The 21,666-nt window shown below is 68.7% G+C and carries 19 protein-coding genes and 1 pseudogene; 10 read left to right on the forward strand and 10 right to left on the reverse strand.

The window, feature by feature from the left end; all coding sequences use genetic code 11:
* Positions 1-94 precede the first annotated feature (94 nt).
* Positions 95-922, forward strand: coding sequence for a cytochrome b/b6 domain-containing protein (locus JWP28_RS02210; protein WP_299539512.1), 828 nt, complete (start codon positions 95-97; stop codon positions 920-922).
* Positions 919-1,695 (forward strand): molybdopterin-binding protein, encoded by a 777-nt coding sequence (locus tag JWP28_RS02215; protein WP_299539514.1) that lies wholly within the window; start codon positions 919-921, stop codon positions 1,693-1,695. Before JWP28_RS02210 ends, JWP28_RS02215 begins: the two co-directional genes overlap by 4 nt.
* 1 nt (position 1,696) lies before the next feature.
* Here JWP28_RS02215 and JWP28_RS02220 read toward each other — a convergent pair whose 3' ends face one another.
* From JWP28_RS02220 to JWP28_RS02230, 3 genes are all read right to left on the reverse strand, one after another.
* Positions 1,697-2,494, reverse strand: coding sequence for a phosphatase PAP2 family protein (locus JWP28_RS02220; protein WP_299539516.1), 798 nt, complete (start codon positions 2,492-2,494; stop codon positions 1,697-1,699).
* 61 nt (positions 2,495-2,555) lie between these two features.
* Positions 2,556-3,617, reverse strand: a complete 1,062-nt coding sequence (locus tag JWP28_RS02225; RefSeq protein ID WP_299539518.1) for a deoxyhypusine synthase — start codon at positions 3,615-3,617, stop codon at positions 2,556-2,558.
* A gap of 102 nt (positions 3,618-3,719) precedes the next feature.
* Complete coding sequence (locus JWP28_RS02230; protein ID WP_299539520.1) at positions 3,720-4,994, reverse strand: type III PLP-dependent enzyme; 1,275 nt, start codon at positions 4,992-4,994, stop codon at positions 3,720-3,722.
* A 247-nt stretch (positions 4,995-5,241) separates the two neighbouring features.
* Here JWP28_RS02230 and phnC point away from each other — a divergent pair, with 247 nt between their 5' ends.
* Genes phnC through phnE form a run of 3 tightly spaced genes read left to right on the forward strand, consistent with a single transcriptional unit; the run spans position 5,242 to position 7,870 of the window.
* Complete coding sequence (gene phnC, locus JWP28_RS02235) at positions 5,242-6,036, forward strand: phosphonate ABC transporter ATP-binding protein (protein WP_299539522.1); 795 nt, start codon at positions 5,242-5,244, stop codon at positions 6,034-6,036.
* Positions 6,033-7,058: a phosphate/phosphite/phosphonate ABC transporter substrate-binding protein gene (gene phnD, locus JWP28_RS02240; protein WP_299539524.1), complete on the forward strand. Its 1,026-nt coding sequence runs from the start codon at positions 6,033-6,035 to the stop codon at positions 7,056-7,058. The genes phnC and phnD overlap by 4 nt, the downstream gene beginning before the upstream one ends.
* On the forward strand, positions 7,058-7,870 hold the full coding sequence (phnE, locus tag JWP28_RS02245) for a phosphonate ABC transporter, permease protein PhnE (protein WP_299539526.1): 813 nt from the start codon (positions 7,058-7,060) through the stop codon (positions 7,868-7,870). The genes phnD and phnE overlap by 1 nt, the downstream gene beginning before the upstream one ends.
* Positions 7,871-7,926: 56 nt before the next feature.
* Here phnE and JWP28_RS02250 read toward each other — a convergent pair whose 3' ends face one another.
* Complete coding sequence (locus tag JWP28_RS02250; RefSeq protein WP_299539528.1) at positions 7,927-9,603, reverse strand: porin; 1,677 nt, start codon at positions 9,601-9,603, stop codon at positions 7,927-7,929.
* 272 nt (positions 9,604-9,875) lie between these two features.
* Between JWP28_RS02250 and pstS the strand changes: the two genes are divergently transcribed.
* The 4 genes from pstS (at position 9,876) to pstB (ending at position 13,635) form a co-directional block, all read left to right on the forward strand.
* Positions 9,876-10,931, forward strand: a complete 1,056-nt coding sequence (pstS, locus tag JWP28_RS02255) for a phosphate ABC transporter substrate-binding protein PstS (RefSeq protein ID WP_299539530.1) — start codon at positions 9,876-9,878, stop codon at positions 10,929-10,931.
* Positions 10,932-11,003: 72 nt separating this feature from the next.
* Entirely contained in the window at positions 11,004-11,972 is a 969-nt protein-coding gene (gene pstC, locus JWP28_RS02260) for a phosphate ABC transporter permease subunit PstC (RefSeq protein WP_299539532.1), read from the forward strand.
* Positions 11,972-12,823, forward strand: a complete 852-nt coding sequence (gene pstA, locus JWP28_RS02265; protein WP_299539534.1) for a phosphate ABC transporter permease PstA — start codon at positions 11,972-11,974, stop codon at positions 12,821-12,823. The genes pstC and pstA overlap by 1 nt, the downstream gene beginning before the upstream one ends.
* The gene (gene pstB / locus JWP28_RS02270; protein WP_299539536.1) at positions 12,820-13,635 is read left to right on the forward strand and encodes a phosphate ABC transporter ATP-binding protein PstB; all 816 of its coding nucleotides are present in this window, start codon (positions 12,820-12,822) and stop codon (positions 13,633-13,635) included. The genes pstA and pstB overlap by 4 nt, the downstream gene beginning before the upstream one ends.
* Before the next feature lie 65 nt (positions 13,636-13,700).
* On the opposite strand, the gene JWP28_RS02275 is transcribed toward pstB, so the two are convergent.
* The 4 genes and pseudogenes from JWP28_RS02275 to JWP28_RS02290 form a co-directional block, all read right to left on the reverse strand.
* Positions 13,701-16,085: a TonB-dependent receptor gene (locus tag JWP28_RS02275; protein ID WP_299539538.1), complete on the reverse strand. Its 2,385-nt coding sequence runs from the start codon at positions 16,083-16,085 to the stop codon at positions 13,701-13,703.
* A gap of 41 nt (positions 16,086-16,126) precedes the next feature.
* Positions 16,127-17,224, reverse strand: a complete 1,098-nt coding sequence (locus JWP28_RS02280; protein ID WP_299539544.1) for a glycosyltransferase family 1 protein — start codon at positions 17,222-17,224, stop codon at positions 16,127-16,129.
* A 126-nt stretch (positions 17,225-17,350) separates the two neighbouring features.
* A pseudogene (locus tag JWP28_RS02285) lies at positions 17,351-17,539 on the reverse strand (TetR/AcrR family transcriptional regulator); the annotation flags it as partial.
* A gap of 64 nt (positions 17,540-17,603) precedes the next feature.
* A complete protein-coding gene (locus tag JWP28_RS02290) occupies positions 17,604-18,404 on the reverse strand; it encodes a UDP-2,3-diacylglucosamine diphosphatase (protein ID WP_366143779.1) in 801 nt (266 codons plus the stop codon).
* Between the two features lie 152 nt (positions 18,405-18,556).
* On the opposite strand from JWP28_RS02290, the gene JWP28_RS02295 reads away from it, so the two are divergent.
* Positions 18,557-19,192: a TetR/AcrR family transcriptional regulator gene (locus JWP28_RS02295; RefSeq protein WP_299539540.1), complete on the forward strand. Its 636-nt coding sequence runs from the start codon at positions 18,557-18,559 to the stop codon at positions 19,190-19,192.
* Between the two features lie 68 nt (positions 19,193-19,260).
* Here the strand turns inward: JWP28_RS02295 and JWP28_RS02300 are convergent, their stop codons facing one another.
* Both JWP28_RS02300 and JWP28_RS02305 read right to left on the reverse strand, forming a co-directional pair.
* A complete protein-coding gene (locus JWP28_RS02300) occupies positions 19,261-21,360 on the reverse strand; it encodes a redoxin domain-containing protein (RefSeq protein WP_299539542.1) in 2,100 nt (699 codons plus the stop codon).
* A gap of 144 nt (positions 21,361-21,504) precedes the next feature.
* On the reverse strand, positions 21,505-21,666 hold a 162-nt coding region (locus tag JWP28_RS02305), incomplete at its 5' end, for a DUF885 family protein (RefSeq protein WP_299539546.1).

Raw genomic sequence — 21,666 nt, forward strand, 5'->3', positions numbered from 1 at the left:
GCTAGTGTCCTCATCGATTCCGAAGTTCGCCAAAGCCAGCCGCAAGCGCTTGCGAACTTCGGAATCGGGACACTAGCGGGAGGAACGTTTGACCATGGCCAAACCCAGGAAGACGCTGGTCTACCGCCACGCCGGCGTCACCCGCGCCACCCACTGGATCAATGTGCTCGCACTGACCCTGCTGCTGATGAGCGGCCTCAACATCTTCGGCGCCCATCCGGCCCTCTACTGGGGGCAGAAATCGACCTTCGCCCATCCGTGGGTTTCGATCGGCGCGGAGGACAAGGGCGACCGGATGATCGGCGTCATCCAGATCGGCTCGGCGAAGTTCGACACCACCGGCGTGCTCGGCTACTCCGGCAAGGTCGGATCGCGCGAGCCGGTAGCCTTCCCGTCCTGGGCGACCGTGCCGAGCTTCCGCGACCTTGCCGACAGCCGCCACTGGCACTTCTTCTTCGCCTGGCTCTTCGTGATCAACGGCCTGGTCTACTGGCTGGTGGGCCTGGCCGGCGGCCACATCGCCAAGGACCTGGCGCCCACCGGGGCCGACCTCAAGCCGCGCAACATCTGGCATGAGATCGTCACCCACGCGCGGCTGAAGTTCCCCAAGGGCGAGGAGGCGCGCCGCTACAACGTCCTACAGAAAGGCGCCTACCTGGCTGTGGTGGTGGTGCTGCTGCCGCTGATGGTGCTGACCGGCCTTTGCATGTCGCCGGGGTTCGACGCGGGGGCGCCCTGGCTGGTGGATTTCTTCGGCGGACGCCAGTCGGCGCGGACCATGCACTTCCTGACCGCGACCGCGATCGTGGGCTTCATATTGCTGCACCTGTTCATGGTGGTCGCGTCGGGAACGTGGAACAACATCCGCTCGATGATCACCGGCCGCTACGCCATCGTGCCCGAACTGCGAGACGTCCCATGACGATCTCCACCCACCGCCGCGGCTGGCTGCAGGCGGGCCTGGCCTCGGCCGCAGCCCTGGTGCTCGGCGCCTGCGACCGGATCACCAACAACCCCAAGGGCATCGGCTTCCTGGCCAGCGCCGAGGGCCTGACCCGGCGCGTCCAGCGGCTGGTCATCGACCGCAAGGCGCTGGCCCGGGAATTCAAGCCGGCGGACATCTCGCCGGATTTTCGGCCCAACGGCTCCATCGACCCGACCGACCCCGACTATGTGGCCCTTCGCGACAAGGGCTTCGCCGATTACCGCCTGGTCGTGGACGGGCTGGTGGAGCGGCCGCTGTCACTGAGCCTGGCGGAGCTGCGCGCCCTGCCGTCGCGGACCCAGATCACCCGCCACGACTGCGTGGAGGGCTGGTCGTCGATCGGCAAGTGGACCGGCGCCCGGCTGGGATCGCTGCTCGACCAGGCGGGCCTGAAGAAGAACGCCCGCTATATCGTCTTCCATTGCGGCGACACGCTGGAGCAGACGCTGGATGGCTCGGGCCAGTACTACGAGAGCATCGACCTGATCGACGCCTACCACCCGCAGACCATCCTCGCCTACGCCATGAACGACGGCGCCCTGCCGGTGGCGCACGGGGCGCCGCTGCGCCTGCGGGTCGAACGCCAGCTCGGCTACAAGCACGCCAAGTACGTCATGCGCGTCGAGGCCGTCGCCGACTACGCCCACCTCGGGCGCGGCAAGGGCGGCTTCTGGGAAGACCGCGGCTACGAATGGTACGCCGGCATCTAGCTCAGTACGGCGACTTGGCGACGATCTCGGCTTCCTTGGCGCAGGCGGCGGGGTCAGGCGCGGGGCCTGCCTTGCGGGCCGCGGCGACTTCCTTGCGGACCACATCGAGGTCTTTGCGGAAGGCCTCCTGCCCATGCAGCGCGGCCACCACGATCGAACCGTTCATCCGGCCGGCTTCCACGGCGCTCAGGTTGTGCACCCCGCAGACCAGCCGGCCCTCCCCGAACGCTCTGGCGCGCGCCAGGATCTCGGTCGCCCGGTCGGGCGCGAGCTCGGCCATGATCAGGCCCACCGTCCAGCCCCAGGTGTTGTGGCCGGAGGGATAGTCCGGGCTCTTGGCCAGCGCGTCGGTCTTGTCGATGCAGATCGGGCCCTCGTCGATCAGGTAGGGGCGCTGGCGCTTGTAGATGTCCTTGGGCCGGTCGGTGGCGCGGCTGACATCGCGGCCCACGCGGGCCACGAGCGCCACGGTCTTAGGCGCATTGGCCTGGTTCAGCTCGACACCGACGGCGCAGGACAGGTCCTTCAGGATCGCCAGCTGGTTCACGTCGTTCTGCGCCAGCCCCCAGCGCGGCGTGTCCTTCAGCGACCGCGTGCCGAGGTAGATGGCCCGGTCGGCCTCATAGCGGGTCGTCCCCGCGACCGGCGCGGGCGGCAAGATCTTGTAGGTGTCGGGCGCGGCGTCGCCGAGGTAGCCCTGGGCCGTGGATGCGGCCATCGGCGCCTGAGCGGGCGCCGGCGCCGCGCCCAGCGTCGCGACCGCGGCCGCGGCCGCGGCCATCACAAGCTTCCACGCCATTCCACGCTCTCCCCGAGTTCCAGCTTCCGGTTTTGCAGAGCCGCGTGGCGGATTCAACCGTTCAAGCCGCCTTGTCGAACAGCTTGGCCCAGCGGCGCTTGGTGCGGGTCTTCCAGGAGCCGCGGTGCCAGGCGTCCGAGGCGATCAGCGGCACCACGGTGGTGGCTTCGGCGAACACCATCTGCTCCCAGGTGACGTCCACCTTGCCCCAGGAGCAGGCCTCCTTCAGCGTCGAGGATGAGCAGGCGCCGTCGCGCACGTCGGCGACGGTGATCTGCACGGCGTATTTGTGCATCTCGACCTCGTGGCCGAGGATCTCGGCGCAGACCACGGTGTCCTGGGCGAAGTTCTTCGGCACCCCGCCCCCGACCATGAACAGGCCCGTGGCCCCGGCGGCGATCTTGATGTCGGTGAGCTCGCGGAAGTCGGCGACCGAGTCGATGGTGAGATAGGGCTTGCCCGCCTTCATGCGCTCGACCTGGTGCTTCACCAGGCCGAAGCCGGCCGACGAGTCCGTGAACGCCGGGCAGAAGATCGGCACGCCCTCTTCATAGGCCGTCTGGATCAGCGATCCCGCCTTCTTGGCGTTCCCTGCCGCCAGCCACTTGCCCATCTCGTGGATGAACTCACGGCTGGAATAGGGGCGCGGCTCCAGGCTCTCGCAGATCGCGTAGATCGTGCCGTCGCAGTTCTGCAGCTCTTCCTCGTCGATGTAGGTGTCGTAGATGCGGTCGATGTAGAGGTCGCGCAGGTCGCGGTCGTCGACGTTCGATTGCGCCTGGTAGTGCTTGAACCCAAGCGCCTCGAAGAAATCCATGTCGACGATGGAGGCGCCGGTGGCCACCACCACGTCGATCATCCCGTACTTCAGCATGTCGCGGTAGATGTGCATGCAGCCGCCGGCGCTGGTCGATCCGGCCAGCGTCAGCCAGGTCGAGCAGGAGGCGTCCTCGAGGCTCATCGACCAGATGTCGGCGGCGCGCGCGGTGTCGCGGCTGGTGAAGCTCATCTTGCGCATGGCGTCGATCACCGGCCGGGCGTCGTACTGGTCGATCGCCACGTGCTCGACGGTGTTGGCCAGGAGTTCGGCCTTGCGGTTCGATTTCTGAACGTCAGCGTTCATCTTCGGAAGTTCCCTTCTGAGAGGTGATCGCCCGTCCATGGTGAGTGCGCGACCGGGACGGAGCGACCGGCCGCGCCTTTAACACGTCAGAATGTCAGCCTGTTAGCGCCGCCGACGCTTCTTGCCGGCGGCGCCCTTGGGGCGCGACAGCCGGACGACCTTGTTGCGTTCCTCCTCCTGCGCCTCGCGGGGCAGGCGGATCGAGCGGCCGGCCAAGCCGAACATCGAGGCCATGGGGGCGTCCTTCACCTCGACGGTCTCGGCGTCGCCGAAGCCGTTGAAGCTGGTGTTCATGGCTACGCCATAGGCGCCCAGCATGCCGATCTCGACGTAGTCGCCCTCACGGATGTCCTCCGGCAGCCAGAACGGCCCCGGCATGTGGTCGATGGAATCGCAGGTCGGCCCATAGAAACGAAAGGGCTTCAGGGGGCCCTCCACCTCGATGGCCGCCCCGCCGTCCTTGCGGAACAGCTTGACCGGAAAGGGCCATTTGGTGTGCGCCGCGTCGAACAGGCTGCCGTAGCTGCCGTCGTTCAGGTAGAGCGCGTCGCCCTTCTTCAGCTCGACCTTGGTGAGGATCGAGGACGCCTCGGCCACCAGGGCGCGCCCGGGCTCGCACCAGAGCTCGGTGTCCTCGTGGACCATCATCTCCGCGAAGCCGCGCTCGATGGAGTCGAGGTAGTCCGCCATGTCCGGCGGCACCATGCCCGGATAGACCGAGGGGAAGCCGCCGCCCACGTCGACGACGTCGACCATCACGCCGGCGCGCACGATAGCCCGGCTGGCCTGGGCCATGGCCGCCTGGAAGGCCGTCGGGCGCATGCACTGGCTGCCCACGTGGAACGAGACGCCCAGGCGGTCCTGCGTGGCCCGGCGGGCGGCCAGCAGCAGGGCCGAGGCCTCGTGGGTCTCGACGCCGAACTTGCCGGACAGGGAATAGGCCGCGCCGTGGGCGTTCACCGCCAGGCGCACGATCAGGGTCAGGTCATCGACCCCGTCGGTGGCCTCGAGGATCTTGGCCAGCTCCTCATGGGTGTCGAGGGCGAAGGTCTTGATGCCGTGGTCGCGATAGGCCGCGGTGATCGCGCTGCGGCTCTTCACCGGGTGCATGAAGGCCATGCGCGCGCCCGGCGCATGCCGGCCCACCAGCTCGATCTCGCGGATCGAGGCCACGTCGAAGGACGTCACGCCGTTGGCGGCGAGCGTCTCGATCACCCATGGCGACGGGTTCGCCTTAACGGCGTAGAACACGTCGCCCTTGAAATTGTCCTGGAACCAGTGCGCTGCGGTGGCCACTGCGTCGGGTCGCGCTAGGGCGACGGGACGCTCCGGTGACCGCTCACGGACCAGGTCCAGGGGCGTATGGTACGTCTGCACCTCACGCAACCCCCAACGGATTGTTGAACCCAATCCGGCGTTAGCAGCGCTTTTCAGGACATCGGGTCCGCCGGAACCCGCGCAAATAGGGGCAATGGACCCCGATGTAAAGAGTTCTATCCACGGGCGGCGCCCGCGAGCTTCGCCGCGCTAGACCGCATGCGGGCGACCGTGCCATGAAGCCCGGGCGAGGGACGGGCGGCAGAGCGCCCGCTCGCGCCTGTCGATCGGGGAAGCCCAGCCGTCCATGTCAGACGCCGCCGTCCTGTCCATCCGGAAGGCCTCGAAGAGCTTCGGCGCCCGCCGCGCGCTGGACGGCGTCTCTATGGACGTCCGCAAGGGCGAGATGATCGCCCTGATCGGCCCCTCAGGGTCCGGCAAGTCCACCCTGCTGCGTTCGATCTCCGGCTTGCAGACCATCGATCCCGGCGAGGGGCGCATCGAGGCCTTCGGCGGCCCGGTGCAGGAGAACGGCAGGATCAGCGCCCGGGTGCGCGCCATCCGCACCCGCATCGGCTTCATCTTCCAGCAGTTCAACCTGGTCGGCCGCCTGTCGCTGTTCACCAACGTGGCGCTGGGCTCGCTCGGCCGGATCGAGGGCTGGCGCGGGCTCCTCGGCCTCTGGCCGCAGGAGACCAAGACCGCGGCCATGGCGGCGCTCGCCCGGGTCGGCGTCGCCGACTACGCAGCGCAACGGGCCAACACCCTTTCCGGCGGCCAGCAACAGCGCGGGGCCATCGCCCGCGCCCTGGTGCAGAAGGCCAAGATCATCCTGGCCGACGAGCCGGTCGCCTCGCTCGATCCGGTGGCCGCGCGCAAGGTGATGGAGAGCCTGCGCGACTTGAACGAAAAGGACGGCCTGACCGTCTTGGTCACCCTGCACCAGGTGGACTACGCCCTGCGCTACTGCGACCGCGTGGTGGCGCTGAAGGCCGGAAAGGTCGTCTACGACGGCCCGGCGACCGGTCTCGAGAACAAGCAGCTCATCGACATCTACGGTCCGGAATTCGAAGACGTCTTCTGGGAAGGAGCCCCGAAATGATCCGCCGCCGCCAAGTTCTGGGCGTGCTTGGAGGCGCCCTGGGCGTCGCCGCGGCGCTAGCGCTCGCCGCCTGCGGCCAGAAGCCCGCCTCGCAGACCGCCGCCACGCCCAAGGAACTGACGTTCTCGATCCTGTCGGCCGAGAACGAGCAGTCCATGGCCCCCCTCTGGACGCCCCTGCTGGACGATATGTCCGCCCAGATCGGGGTGAAGGTTAAGCCCTTCTTCGCGAGCAACTACACCGCCCTGGTGGAGGCCATGCGGTTCAAGCAGGTGCAGGTGGGCTGGTTCTCCGCCGACCCGGCGCTGCAGGCGGTCAACCGGTCGAACGCCGAGGTGCTGGGCCGCGTGATCCAGGACACGGGGGAGGCCACCTACAAATCGGTGCTCATCGTGCGGAAGGGCAGCGGGATCACGATCGACGACGTGCTGAAGTGCGGCAAGCGCTACAGCTTCGGCCTGGGCGACGTGACCTCGACGTCCGGCACGCTCGCGCCCATGGCCTACCTCTTTACGCCCAAGGGCATCGAGCCGACCAAGTGCTTCAAGGCGGTGCGCAACGCCAGCCACCAGGCCAATGTGTTCTCGGTCGCCAACGGGGTCCTGGACGTCGCCACCAACAATTCGGTCGGCCTGCTGTTCGCCAAGCGCGAGAGCCCCAAGATCGCCGACAAGATCGAGGTCATCTGGACGTCTCCGCCGCTGCCGGAGTCCTCCATCCTGGTGCGCAAGGACCTCGACCCGGCGCTCAAGGAGAAGATCCGCCAGTTCTTCCTGACCTACGGCGTCGGCGCCGGCCCGCAGGCCGACAAACAGCGGGCGGTCCTGAAGCGCCTCACCTACGGCGGCTTCCGGCCCGCCGACGACAGCTACCTCGATCCCGTGCGCGAGATGGAGGCGTCCGAGGCCTTGGCGCAAGCGCGCCGCTCCGGCGACAAGGCCAAGATCGCCACCGCCCAGGCCGCTTACGACCAGATCCACGCCGTCGCGGCGCAACGGCGCGCCGTGGAGCCGGACGTCTGATGAGCCCCGCCGCCGCGAACCCTGCGGACATCCCTCCGCCGCCGCGGCGTTCCATGGCCCAGCGCGCGCCGGACATCCTGGTCTGGGGCGGCGTGATCGCGCTGCTGATCATCGGCTTCAAGCCGGTGGAGATGAGCCACCTGACGCTGCTGTTCACCAACTCGGAGAACATGCGCCAGTACGGCAAGGAGCTCCTCCGGCCGGACTTCACGGACCTGCGCCTCTACGTGGCGCAGATGTGGCTGACCATCCAGATCGCGCTATGGGGGACGAGCCTGGCCGTCATCCTGGCGATTCCTTTCGGTCTCGCCTGCGCGCGCAACCTGTCGCCGCTCTGGCTGCAGCAGCCGATGCGGCTGCTGATGAACCTGCTGCGGTCGATCCCGGACCTGGTGCTCGGCACCCTATTCATCGTCGCCGTGGGGCTGGGTCCCTTCGCAGGGGTGCTGGCGCTGGCGCTGAACACCGGCGGCGTGCTGGCGAAGCTGTTCTCGGAGGGCGTCGAGTCGATCGACAAGGGACCCGTCGAGGGCGTGCGGGCGACCGGCGCCTCGCGGCTTCAGGAGATCGTCTGGGGGGTGATCCCGCAGGTGGCCCCGCTGTGGACCTCCTATGCGCTCTACCGGTTTGAATCGAACTCGCGCTCGGCGACCGTGCTCGGCCTGATCGGCGCCGGCGGCATCGGCCAGCTGTTGTTCGACGCGATGAACGGCTTCGCCTACCACAAGCTCTCGGCCATCGTGGTCGTAATCATCGTCGCCGTGACGCTGATCGACTTTCTCTCCCAGGCCATGCGCAGCCGCCTGCTTTGAGCAAAAAAACGCCGCCGCGGGGGGCGCGGCGGCGTTGAGGCTCGCGGGGGATATTCCTAGAAGACGAACTGGCCGCGCAGGCCGACGGCGTTGTACGTCTGGCCGACCTGCAGGCCCGCGGCGTTGAACCGGTTCACGTCCACATGCAGGTAGTCGAGCATGAGGCGGATGTCGGGGTTCAGGTACCAGTTGAGCCCGATGCTCGAGATCTTCTGATCGCCGCCGCGCACCGCGTCGAAGCACGGCGCCGGCGCGGCCGGGATCGCCTTGCCCGCGCCGCAGTCGTGATAGTTGAGGTCCAGGTCTGAGTAGCGCGCGGCCAGTTCGAACGCGCCCCAGGTGCCGGCCGCCGGGTTGAAGTTGTAGTTCATCTTCGGCGCGTCGAAGCGGGCCTCGGCCGGATTGTAGGGCCGGTTTTCCCCGGTCAACACCCAGGCGCCCTGCACGTACCAGCCGTGGAAGTGCGGATCGCTCGGCGTTGCGGCCGTCGTGATGCGGCGGTTGATCTGGTATTCGAAATATTCGCTCTCGAGCATGAACTGGTGGGAGGTGAACCCGAACTCAGCGCCGTAGACGGAAGCGGTCTTGGCGTCGATGGCGCCGGTGTCCACGAGGCGCGTGCCGTCGAGGCGCAGCTCCGGCCGGTCACGCAGCTGGATCGGATACCGCGGGTTCGCCGCCACGCCGGAGTCATTGGGCTGGGTGACGTACTGGGCGTTCACCGCGACGTGGGCCTGCCAGTTGGTCGAGTCGAAGGGAGCCAGGGCGAAGCGGCCGATGATGCCCGTCTGCTCGTCCTGCGGCTGGACCGCGAAGCCGCCCGTCGAGTTGAGCGTGCTTACCGTGTTGCCGGTCAGGGCGCCCGAGGCGAACCAGCGTGTGGCGATGCCGGAGTCCCCTTCGCCCCAGAGGCCGTTGCCGGTCAGCTGGACGCCGCTGCGGCTGTCGCCGGCGGCCACGTTTCGCGCCACTTCGGCGGGGGCGGGACGCTCCATCATGATCATCTGGCTGGTGGAGACCGCTGCGCTCAGGCCGATGTTCGGCTCGAACGCGCCGACCCGGAGGCGCCATGGCTTCCAGCCGGTGTATTGCACCCAGGCTTCCTGGATGTGGCCGGTGTCTTCGGCGCCGGAGCCGCCAAACTCGTAGATCAGGGCGTAATCGAAGTCCTTGAACAGCTTGCCGTCGATGCCGAACCGGGCGCGGCGGAAGTTGGTGCCGTCGTTCAGGTCGCGGTTGGTGACCTGAGGGGCCAAATTGCTCTTCTGGAAGTACTTGCCGGCGTCGAACATGACGATGGCGCGGATGTTGGCGGTGAAGCGTCCGTCGGCGCTGGCCAGCGCCGGCTTGCCGTTCGGCAGGGAGACGGTCACCGGCGGCGGGGCCTTGAGGGTGATGATGTCGGAGGCGTCGGCGGTCTGGGCGGCCTTCACGTCGGCCAATTGAGCGTTGACGGTGTCGAGCTGCTGCTGGAGGGCGACGACCTTGGTCTCGCCCTGGTCGGAGCTCTTCATCTGAACCAGCTGGGCCATCTGCGCGCGCATCTCGTCGAGCTGCGCCTGCATCGCCGCCATCTTGGCGTCGCGCGGGTCGGCCGCCGCTTCCTTCGTCTTGTGGGTGTGCTTGTGCGCCTTGGGCGCCGCCAGGGCGGCGGTGGCCGCGCTCGACAGCAATAGCCCAATCAGCGCGCCGCCCGCGAGGCGTCGCGCCGGCCCCTTCGTTGGAAGGTTCATGATCTTGTCCCCGTTCTCGTTGATGCCGTCACATGCAGTCGGCGACGCGGGTAAAGTGACTTCTCAACGACCCCCCGGCGCTCGCCCGGCGGTGTAGCTGAGCCACATGACGGCTGGCCGACAGTCTTGTGACGCCTCGGTGACGGTCCGTCCGTGCACGGCGGCGGCCGGGGACCGCCTACGGCGCCGCTATGTCACCAAACTGTCGTCGGCGGGGGATAATCAGCGGCCGGAGAGCGGCATGGATGGGGCGCTCTTTTCAGGAGAAAACCATGTTGAAAACCTTGGGGGCGGCGTTCGGCGCGGTCCTTCTCGTCGGCGCGGCCACTGTGGCCCCAATCAATGAGGCACGGGCCGCCGGCACGATTTCGGGCGCGGGCGCGACCTTCCCGGCGCCGGTCTACGCCAAGTGGGCGGAGGCCTATAAGGCCCAGACCGGGACCAGCCTGAACTACCAGGCGATCGGTTCCGGCGGTGGCATCAAGCAGATCAACGCCTCGACCGTCGATTTCGGCGCCAGCGACAAGCCGCTGAAGCCGGACGACCTGGCGGCCGGCGGCCTGGCCATGTTCCCGACGGTGATCGGCGGCGTGGTGCCGGTGATGAACCTGCCGGGGATCAAGCCCGGCCAGATCAGGATGACCGGCGCGAACCTCGCCGACATCTACCGCGGCGCGATCAAGAAGTGGAATGACCCGCTGCTGGCCAAGGCCAATCCGGGCGTGCCGCTGCCGAACCTGCCGATCACGGTCGTGCACCGCTCGGACGGCTCCGGCACCACCTTCCTGTTCACCACCTACCTCAGCATGAAGGCCCAGCACTGGGCGAGCGAGGTCGGCGGCAACGACTCCGTGCAATGGCCGGTGGGCCTGGGCGGCAAGGGCAACGACGGCGTCGCAGCCTTCGTGAAGCAGACGCCAGGCGCGATCGGCTACGTCGAGTACGCCTACGCCAAGCAGAACGCGATGACCTACGCCCTGATGCAGAACAAGGCGGGCAAGTTCGTTTCTCCGACGGCGGAGAACTTCGCGGCGGCCGCGGCCGGCGCGAAGTGGGCGTCAGCGCCGGGCTTCTACCTGCTGCTGCTCGACCAGGCGGGCGCCGACGCCTGGCCGATCACCGGGGCGACCTTCATCCTGGTGCACAACAAGCAGACCGACGCCGCCAAGGGCCGCGAAGTGCTGACCTTCTTCGACTGGTGCTACAAGAACGGCGACGCTGCGGCCAACCAACTGGACTACGTGCCGCTGCCGGCCGCGGTGAAGGACCTGATCCGCAAGTCGTGGACCAAGATCGTCGGGCCTGACGGCAAGCCCGTCTACCGCTAAGGCTTGACCCGCTTGGCCCCGCCGCCGCATAGGCGGCGGGGCTTTGCGGGCCCACCGGTCAGCACAAGAGCCATGTCCGATATCGCCCTTCCCGAAGCTGGCCAGACGGTCCGACGCTCCGCCCCGCGCGGCGCGTTGCTCGGCCGGATCTTCGAGGGCCTCTGTTTCTCGGCCGCGACTGCGCTGCTGGTGGCCCTGGGGGGCCTGCTGTTCTCGCTGGTGATCGGCGGCTGGCCAGCGATCCGGAAGTTCGGCTTCAGCTTCCTCACCGTCTCCACCTGGAATCCGGTGACCGACGTCTACGGAGCGGCGGGGCCGATCATCGGCACCCTCGTGACATCGGCCCTGGCGCTGGTGATCGCGCTGCCGATTGCCGGCGGCGTCGCCTTCTTCCTCACCGAGCTTTGCCCTGCGCCGCTGCGCCGGCCGATCGGTACGGCGGTGGAGCTGTTGGCCGGCATCCCCTCGATCGTCTACGGCATGTGGGGCCTGTTCGTGTTCGCGCCGCTGTTCTCGCGCTTCGTGCAACTGCCGCTGATGTCGGCGGCCAAGCCCGGCTCGCTCCTGGAGTCCCTGACCACCGGCATCCCCAACGGCTCGGGCATCCTGTCGGCCTCGATCATCCTGGCGATCATGATCCTGCCGTTCATGGCCGCCACCCTGCGTGAGCTGCTGCTCACCGTGCCCGCGGCGGTGCGCGAAAGCGCCTACGGCCTGGGGGCGACCACCGCCGAGGTGGTGATGTCCGTGACCCTGCCCTACGTCCGCACCGGCGCCATCGGGGCGGTGATGCTGGGGCTGGGCCGCGCGCTCGGCGAGACCATGGCGGTCACCTTCATCATCGGCAATTCGCACGGCCTCCCGAAGTCGCTGTTCGATAGCGGCTCGACCATCGCCTCGACCATCGCCAACGAGTTCACCGAGGCCTCGACGCCCATGCACACCGCCGCCCTGATCGCGCTGGGCCTGGTGCTATTCGTGATCACCTTCATCGTGCTGGGGCTCGCCCGGCTGATGCTCCGCACCCAGAGGGCGCGCTGATGGCCGCGTCCCTCGCCAAGGTCGCCCGGCGGCGTATCGCCGACATGGTCTTCAAGGCCTTCTGCGTGGTGGTGACCGGCGTGGCGCTGGCCGCGCTGGCCGCGATCCTCTGGTCGTTGCTGACACAGGGCGTCGGCGGGCTGAACCTCGACGTCTTCACCCTGTCGACGCCGGCGCCCGGATCGCGGGGCGGCCTCGCCAACGCCATCATGGGCTCGATCATGATGTGCCTGCTGGCCATGGTCATGGCGTTGGCGGTCGGCATCCTGGCCGGCACCTGGCTCGCCGAATATGGCGGAGGTTCGCACTACGGCTCGCTGATCCGTTTCCTGAACGACGTGCTGCTGTCCGCGCCGTCGATCCTGGTGGGCCTGTTCGTCTATGAGCGCCTGGTCGCGCCGTTCCACAGCTTCTCCGGGTTCGCCGGCTCGGTGGCCCTGGCGCTGCTCGCCGTGCCGGTGATCACCCGGACCACCGAGGACGTGCTCTCGCTGCAGGCCGCGACCCTGCGCGAAGCCGGCGTGGCGCTGGGCGCGCCGCTGTCCTTCGTGATCCGCACCATCCTCTGGCGCTCGGCGCAGAGCGGTCTTCTGACCGGCGCCCTGCTGGCCTTCGCTCGGATCAGCGGCGAGACGGCGCCCCTGCTGTTCACGGCGTTGAACAACCAGTTCTTCTCGCTCGACCTTCGACACCCCACCGCCAACCTGCCGGTGGTCATCTTCAACTTCGCGCTGAGCGCCTACGACGACTGGCGCAGGCTCGCGTGGGCCGGCGCGCTGCTGATCGCCGGCACCGTGCTTGCGGTCACTATCCTCGCGCGTATCGTGGCCAGGGAGCAGCGACGCTCATGAACACCCTCAATCCGGCCGTGGACGAATTCGAGACCAGCATCGCCGACGTGGACCGCGCCGACGTGCGGGTCGACGTGCGCAACCTCGACTTCTTCTACGGCAAGACGCAGGCGCTCAAGGGGGTGTCGATCCCCTTCGTCCGCAACAAGGCTACGGCCCTGATCGGCCCTTCCGGCTGCGGCAAGTCGACCTTGCTGCGCACGCTCAACCGCATGTACGCCCTCTACCCGGGCCAGCGCGCCGAGGGCGAGATCATCCTCGACGGCGAGAACATCCTGGCGCCCGGCGTCGACCTGGCCGGCCTGCGCGCCCGCGTCGGCATGGTGTTCCAGAAGCCCACGCCGTTCCCGATGAGCGTCTACGACAACGTCGCCTATGGCGTGCGGCTCTATGAGAACCTGTCAAAGGCCGAGATGGACGCCCGCGTCGAGGAGGCGCTGACCCGCGCGGCGCTGTGGAACGAGGTGAAGGACAACCTGAAAGGCTCGGGCCTCGGGCTCTCCGGCGGCCAGCAGCAGCGGCTGTGCGTCGCCCGCGGCGTGGCCGTGCGCCCCGAGGTGCTGCTGCTCGACGAGCCGACCTCCGCGCTGGATCCGATCTCCAGCGCCAAGCTGGAGGAGACGATCACCCAGCTGAAGGCCGACTACACCATCGTCATCGTGACCCACAACCTGGGCCAGGCGGCGCGGGTCAGCGACTACACCGGCTTCATGTACCTGGGCGAGCTGGTGGAATTCGGGTCCACGGACGAGGTCTTCACCCGCCCCGCCACGCGCCGCACCTCCGACTACATCACCGGCCGCTTCGGTTAGAGCGTTTCCCGGCGGACCTGGAACGGGTCAGCCGACCAGGACGTGCGGCCAAGCAAACTCCTGCCTCACCAGCGGGCGCGCAGGCCCAGCTGGAAGGACCGCGGCGGCGCCGGCGTGTCGGTGCGCGGGTCGGGGTTGGCCGGCAGGGGCGAGGGCGTCACGTTCGCCAGCGAGCTGGTTTCGAAATAGGTCCCAAAGGTCGCGTACCTGCGGTCGAACAGGTTGTCGACGCGCCCGAACAGCTCGAGCCCCCGGCCCAGCTTCCAGCTGGCGTGGGCGCCCACGACCCAGTAGCCGGCAAGCTGCGTATCCTGATTGGATTCGTCGCCCACACGGCGCTGCGCGCTCACCCCCAGCACGTCAGCCCCAAGGGTGACTGTGGGCGTGAGAAAGAGGTCCGCGCCGGCCTTGAAGCGCCCGGGCGGGATGCCGCCGATGCGGTCGCCGGGCCTCACCTGGACATCGCCGCTGTCGTCGGCGAACGGGCTGTTGGGCGAGGGGAGCGACCCTGAGAACCGGTAGGTCGCCTCTGTGTCGCTGGCCGAGGCGTAGGCCATCCAGCCTGGGGCGAGGTAGCCGACTTCGGCCTCGACCCCCTGCCGCCGGGTGCGCGGCACATTGGCGTAGGAGCCGCGGCCCTGGATGGCGCTGGCCAGCGCCACGATGTCGTCGTCGTTGTCGCTGCGGAAGACGCCGAGGCGCCACTCCAGCCGCCCGCCGCCGGCGCCCGACGCGCCGCGCAAGCCCGCCTGCCAGGTGCGCGAGACCACCTGCTTCAACGGCGGGTCGGCGACCAGCGCGTTCTCCAGCAGGCAAGGCCGAAGGGGGTCGCTGCAGGAGAGCTCCAGGGGCGTCGGCGCGCGGTTGGTCTCCGCATAGCCGCCATAGGCGGTGACCGTCTCGGTGAACTTGTAGGCCAGCCCCGCGGCCGGATTGAACCGGTCAAAGCTGTGCTTGCCGTTCAGCTCAGGGCTCGCGCCCGTGCGGTCGGAGACGGTGGTCCGCATGCCGTTGAACCGGCCGCTGAGCGTCAGGAACAGGCGGTCGGTCACGTCCAACGTGTCGGTGGCGTAGAGGCCCAGGTCGCGGGTCGTGGCGTGGATGGCCACCGGGTTGTAAGCGATGGCGCCGGCGGTGCGGATGATCTCGCCTGCGCCCGGCACGGCCACCGCCGTCGCAACCTCGAGGTCGGGCAAGATCAGGCCAAGGGTGCTGTCGGCGTCGAACCGCACCTGGCTCTCGTCGAGGCTCAATCCGAGGGCGAGGAGGTTCGGCCGGCCGGCGAGCGGCGCATGCCGCACGGCCTGCGCCGAGGCGCCGAAGGTGGCCGTGCGCGTGCGCGTCCCGTCGACCGTGCCATAGGGGACGCCCTCGCAGAGACCGGTCTGGCCCGCCGCCGGCGGCGGGCAGGCGATCGGCCGGCCGTTGGCGCCCAGCACCTGGAAGTCCGCGGCAGGTGGGCGGATCGCAGCCGGGAAGTCGTCGTCCGCGACGCACAGGGTCCTGAACAGCGGATCGGCCGGGCTGTCGCTGCAGCCTGCGAAATTGCCGTCGTTGCCGTCCACGTGGTCCTGGCGGAAGGCGCGGCCGTAGAGGCTGGCCTGCAGCGTCCAGGCGTCCGAGGCCTTGAACGATCCGTTCAGGGCGACCAGCCCGTTCCGGTCGCGGGTGGTCTGCGGGAAGGTGAAGACCGATCGGCGGTCTAGGGCCAGCAGATCGACCGGCGTCGGTCCGACGACGCCCAGGTCGGTCCCGCCGCCGGCCAGCACTAGGTGCAGCTCGGCGCGGCCCCCCTGCCAGCCGAGGTCGGCGTAGGCGCGCGCCAGGCTCGACGGCGACCGCCGCCGCCAGCCGTCCTCGCGCCCGCCGTCGACGGCGAGGTAGCCGCTCCAGGGGCCTTTCACGGCGCCGTATTCGACGGCGCCGAAGGTCCGGCCGAACGACCCGCCCTGCACGCTGGCCGTGCCGCCTTGGGCGTCGCGGCCGGTCTTCATGGTCAGGCTGAGCGCGCCGCCGAGCGCATTCAGGCCGAACGCCGGATTGCCGGTGACGAGGTCGATGCGGCTGACCGCGGCCTCCGGGATCAGGTCCCAGTTGACGGTGTCACCGAACGCCTCGTTCAGCCGCACGCCGCCCATGTAGACCGCCAGGCCCTGGGGCGCGCCCTGCAGGGCCGAGGCCTGGAAGCCGCGGTAGTTCAGGCCGCGGGCGAAGCCGTTGCCCTGGCTGTCGGAGAGGCTGAGGCCAGGGGTCCGCTGCTCGAGGGCGTCGGTGATGGCCAGGGAGCCGGCCCGCTGCAGGTCCGCGGCGCTCAGGGTCTCGGTGGCGCCCGGCAGCTTGTCTTTCTCGACGCCCGGACCGCCCAGCGGCGTGGGCGCCACCACCGTCACCGGGCTGACCGTCGGGCCCTCCTCCGCGGCGCGCACGGCCGCAATGGGCGCTGCGGCCAAGGCGGCCGCCAGACCGGCCAACGTGCGCCGGCGCACGAGCCTTAGGCCGCTTCCGGCCTGCGCCGCCGCACCCGGGCCAGCCGCCGCAGGCGTCGCCAGAAGCGGGTCTTCTCCGGCTCCGGATAGGGCTGCAGGTTGCGCACGAAGTCCTCGGCGCAGGCCCGCCAGGAGAACTTCTCGGCAAACGCCCGCACCTGCTTGCGGTCGAGCGTCAGGGCCTCCAGGCAGGCTTCGCGCAGGCCTTCGGTGGCGCTGGCCGCGAGCTTGCCGGCGCCGGAGTTGGGGATGATGTCGATGGGGCCGGGCGCCGGGTAGGCGGCCACCGGCGTGCCCGAGGCCATAGCCTCCAGGATGACCAGGCCGAAGGTGTCGGTGAGCGAGGGGAAGACGAAGACGTCGGCGCCGGCGAAATAGGCCGCCAGCTCCTCGCCGGACTTGGCTCCGGTGAACACCGCCTTCGGATATTTGGCGGCGAGTTCGTCCTTCTGCGGTCCCGGCCCGACGACGACCTTGGTTCCCGGCAGGTCAAGGCCGAGGAAGGCCTCGATGTTCTTCTCCACCGCCACCCGCCCGACGCTCAGGAAGATCGGCCGCGCCAGGCCGGCATAGACGTCCGCGTCGGCGGCGTGGCGGGGATGGAAGGCCTGGGTGTCGACGCCCCGCGACCAGGAGGAGATGTTGCGGAAGCCGTGACCCGCGAGTTCGTCGCGCATGGTGGGCGTGGCGACCATCAGCCGGCCGGACGGCTTGTGGAACCACTTCATGTAGGCGTAGCCGGCGGCCAGCGGCAAAGGCAGCCGCGCCGAGACATATTCCGGGAAGCGGGTGTGGTAGCTGGTGGTGAACGGCAGCTTCCATTCCACGCAGATGCGCCGCGCCGCCAGGCCGATGGGCCCCTCGGTGGCGATGTGGATGGCTTCCGGCTCGAAGGCCTTGAAGCGCTCCTGCACCGGCTCGTAGACGCCGATCGCCACCTTGATCTCGGCGTAGGTGGGCAACGGGAAGGTCTTGAACTGGTCGGGGCTGATCACCTCGACCGAATGGCCCATGGCCTTCAGCTCGGCGACCACGCGGGTCAGCGTTCGCACGACGCCGTTGACCTGCGGCTCCCAGGCGTCGGTGACCAGCAGGATCCGCATCGGCCGGCCCGCGTCGTGCGGGGCGGTGATCGCCTCGCGGATGCGCGGCAGGGAGCGGGGCGGCCGCGGCCGTTCGGGCTGCGCCACCGCCTGGCTCTGCATCCAGGCCCAGAAGGCCCCCAGCAGGGATTCCTTGGTCGGGAAGTAGCGGTAGACGGTGCGTTCGCCGACCCGGGCGTCCTTGGCGATCTCGGAGAAGCTGAGGTCCTCGAGCGGGCCGGCCTCGAGCTGGCGGCCCACGGCGCGGAGGATCTGCTCGCGGGTCTCCTCGCGTTGCCGGTCGCGCAGGTTGGGGGAAGACGCGGGCGGCTTCATGACAGCGGCACTGTCATGAGTTCTTCCGCCCTGTCAATCGACCAGTCGCCAGCTCACCGGGAGGTCAGGCGGCGAGCGGCTCGAGGACCGGCTCGCGCACGGGCGCCCGCCCGCCGAGCAGCTTCGACCACTCCAGGATTTCCAGCCGCCCGTCCGCGTGTTCGACCAGCGCGGTGCAGCTCTCCACCCGGTCGCCGTCGTTGATGTAGGCGACGCCGTCGATCATCCGGCTCTCGGCCTTGTGGATGTGCCCGCAGATCACCCCGTCGACGCCGCGCCGGCGCGCCTCCTCGGCGACCGCCTGTTCGAAGTTCTCGATGAACTGCAGGGCCTTCTTCACGCGGGTCTTGGCGAAGGCCGAGAAGCTCCAATAGCCGAAGCCCAGCGCGCGCCGCACGCGATTGATCAGGGTGTTGGAGGCCAGGAGCGCGCGATAGGCCCAGTCGCCCAGCAGGGCCAGCCACTTGGCGTGCTGCACCACCGCGTCGAACTCGTCGCCGTGCATCACCAGGAAGCGGCGGCCGTCGGCGGTTTCGTGGATCGCGTCGCGCGCCACCACCACCCCGCCGAAGTGGACGCCGCAGAAGTCGCGGATGACCTCGTCGTGGTTGCCGGGGACATAGATCACCGAGACGCCCTTGCGGGCCAGCCGCAGCACCTTCTGCACCACGTCGTTGTGCGACTGCGGCCAGTACCAGCCGCTCTTCATCTTCCAGCCGTCGATGATGTCGCCCACTAGGTAAAGCGTCTCGCACTCCATGTGGCGGATGAAGTCGAGCAGGAGGTCGGCCTGGCAGCCGCGCGTGCCCAGGTGCACGTCGGAAATGAACACGCTCCGGTAACGGCGGATTCCGGCTTCGGTCAATTGAGCCCCCGCTTCGCCCAGTTTCCAGGCAGGCCTGGACTGATTCCGTGTCGGTTTTGCGAAACCGACCCTTCTGCTGGCGCGGCCGCGGCGCCACCTGCTAGGGAACGGACAGAGCAGACCTCCCCAAGGTCGCCCTTAGTTTGGTTTCGATGGACGCGAGCTCCTATCCGGCGAAAGCGACGCCGAAGTCGCTGCGCACGCGCGCGCGCATCCTTGAGGCCGCTACCCGGCTGTTCGCGGAGATCGGCTATCACGCCGCCAGCAATTCGGTGATCGCCGAGGCGGCCGGGCTGACGCGCGGCGCCATGCTCTATCACTTCGCGACCCGCGAGGAGCTGGTGGAGGCGGCCATCGAGCACATCGAGTTCGCCCGCGCGCGGCTGTTCGAAGAGGCTGCGGCCGCCTCGGCGGCGCCGGGGCAGGACGCCTCCGAAGCGGCGATCGACGGCTATTGGGCGCTGCTGCACGAGACGCCGTTCGTGGCCTTCGCGGAGCTGGAGGCCGCGGCCCGCACCGAGCCCATGCTGCGCGCCCGGCTCGCAGAGGCCCAGGCGGCCTTCGACCGCGCCCAGGTCGGCGACCGCTTCGGGGCGCTCGCCCAGGCCGGCGCCGACCCCCGCTTCCAGACCAGCCGCGACCTCGGCCGCTTCCTGCTGGAGGGCCTGGCCCGAGGCGCCATGACCTATGACGAGGCGGCGCGCCGCCGGCGCTTGCTGACGGTGGTCAAGCGCGCCGTGCGGATGCTGAACCGCAAGGGCGACATCCAGGACCTCTGGCCGGAGTAGGTCAAAGAAAAAGGCCCCGGCGCTTCAGGAGCGCCGGGGCCTCTCTCATGTCTTCCGATCGGTCGGGCTTACTTGCCGCCGTTCGATGCGACTGCAGCCGGTGCCGGCGCCGCGGTCGGTGCGGGCGCCGCCTGGGCGCGCTTGCGGCTGCCCATCATCTTCTGCATGGCGGCGAACTCCTCCTTGTCGAGCACGCCGTCGTGGTTCTTGTCGAGGGTGTCCCAGTACTTGGCGATCATGTCGCCGGCCTGGCCCTTGAGTTCCGTCTTTTCGATCTTGCCGTCGATGTTGTCGTCCAGCATGCCGAACAGGCGGTCCTTGTTCAGTTCCTCGTCGTAGTTGACCAGCTTGGCCGAGGTCTCATCGGTCCAGCGGTAGCGGACCGCCGTGTAGAACATCTCCTCCCAAGACTGATCGCCCCAGACCACCTGCTTGTTCGGGTCCGGATTGTTCGGGTTGCGCTTGGAGTTGTCGTAGATGAAGTGGGCGATCAGCTTCGACCCCGCCGGCACCTTGATCGGCTCGGCGAAGGTGTAGCTGCGCTGCCAGCTGAAGTCGTAGCGCGGCAGGCTGAGCAGCAGCTTCTCTTTGCCGTCCGGATAGCGGATCCAGACGTCCGACGACGCGCCGCGGTAGTGCGCGTGCGGGAAGGCCGAATAGAGCAGGGCGTCGTGCGGGAACTCGAGGTAGGCGACTTCCTGGTGGTGGCCGTCGTTCGGCGGCAGGACGATGGTGTTGTCCACGATGACCGAGTTGTGCATGACCATCGCCGGCTTCTCGTTCGGCTTGTAGAAGTAGAGCGCGATCTGCGAGTGATCGGTCACTTCCTTGCCGAAGGGCGTGTAGTGGGTCTGCATGCCGATGGCGCCGCCCGGCGGGAGGTAGCTGCCGACGTTCTTCGGCGCGATCTCGGACTCGGCGCCCACGGCGTAGCCGCCGACGGAGACGCCCCACTTGTCCTCGAACGCCGCCTTACCGGCGTCCGGCACGTCCTTCATGTAGCCTGTCAGGATGTGGTGTACGCCCTGGCGCTGCTCGACCTTGATGGTCGAGGCGCGGAGCCACTTGCCCTCGGTCAGCGGGTTGACGACGTAGGGGTGCTGGTAGTCGACGACGCCTGACGCCGGGATCTTGTAGGCCGGCACGTTGAGCACCAGGTCCGGCTTGCCGAGCGGCCATTCGGGGGCGACGTGGTGCACCGCGCCCAGCGGGTCGGGGCCAGCGCCGCGCGGCGATCCGGCCTCGATCCAGTGGACCAGGGTCTTGATCTCGGCCGGCGACAGGTTCTTGTCGTCGGAGAACTTGCCCACGTGCGGATCGGCGTTGTAGGGCGGCATCCGGTCGGTGCGGATCACCTCGCGGATCATCGGCGAGAAGCCCTTCACCATCTGGTAGTTGGTCATGGCGAACGGGCCGATGCCGCCGTCCTGGTGGCAGGCCACGCACTTGGCCTCCAGGATCGGGGCGACGTCCTTGGCGTAGGAGATCTTGGCGTGCTGCGCGGCCTTGGCCCGCTCGGGGAAGTCCACCAGGCAGCCCTTGGAGGCCTGGGTGGCCGCCGCCGCCGGCTTGCCGGCCAGCACGGCGGCCAGGGCGTCGCCCGCGAAGTCCTTGGTGGCGGCCTTCTGCACCCCGTAGTCGGAGCGGTCGTCCAGCGGGCCGCGATAGGCCACAGCCCAAGTCTTCGGGTTGATCACGAACACCTCGGCCGTGCGGGTGACGCCCAGCGCCTCGCCGACCAGTTGGTTGCTATCCATCAGGATCGGAATGTCGATGCCGTATTCCTTGGCCTCGGCGGCGATCGCCTCGCGGCTGTCCTGCAGGTTGGAATCGACCAGCATCACCTCGACGCCCTGGGCGGCGTACCTGTCGCGCAGCGCCTTCAGCGCCGGCATCATGGCGCGCGCGATCGGGCAGCCATTGCCGGTGGAGACCAGCACGATCGCCTTGGCGTCGCTCAGCCGGTAGAGCTCGTGGGCCTCCAGGTGCTGGGCGTCCACCAGCATGAAGTTGTCGATCGTCGCCGGCGACGCCGCCGCAGCCACCGTCTCGGTCGCCGAGGCGGCCTGCCCGGTGGCCAGCGCGTTCACCGTCTCGGTCGAGGAGCAGCCGTAGACCAGCAAGGCGCTCGCCGCCGCACCCAACACGCCAATTCGCGCAGACATCATTTCCCTCGTCCCTCCCAGATGGGCCTTTTTGCACTCGCGGCGAGAAATACGCGCGGAGGGCCTAGCGGCGTCTTAACTTAACACCGTTCAGGCGGCCGAATCCACAGGCGGAAAGTTTCAAAATTGTCATGTTCGGCGAACCGGCTAGGCGCTGGCTTTTTCCGCCGCGATCCAGGCGTCGACGCGGGCCTCCAGCAGGTCCAGCGGCAGCGGTCCGGCCAGCAGCACCGCGTCGTGGAACCGCCGGATGTCGAACTTCGGGCCCAGGGCCGCCTCCGCTTTCTTCCGTAGCGCCAAAATCTTCAG

Source organism: Phenylobacterium sp. (genome assembly GCF_028290885.1).
Lineage (GTDB): Bacteria > Pseudomonadota > Alphaproteobacteria > Caulobacterales > Caulobacteraceae > Phenylobacterium.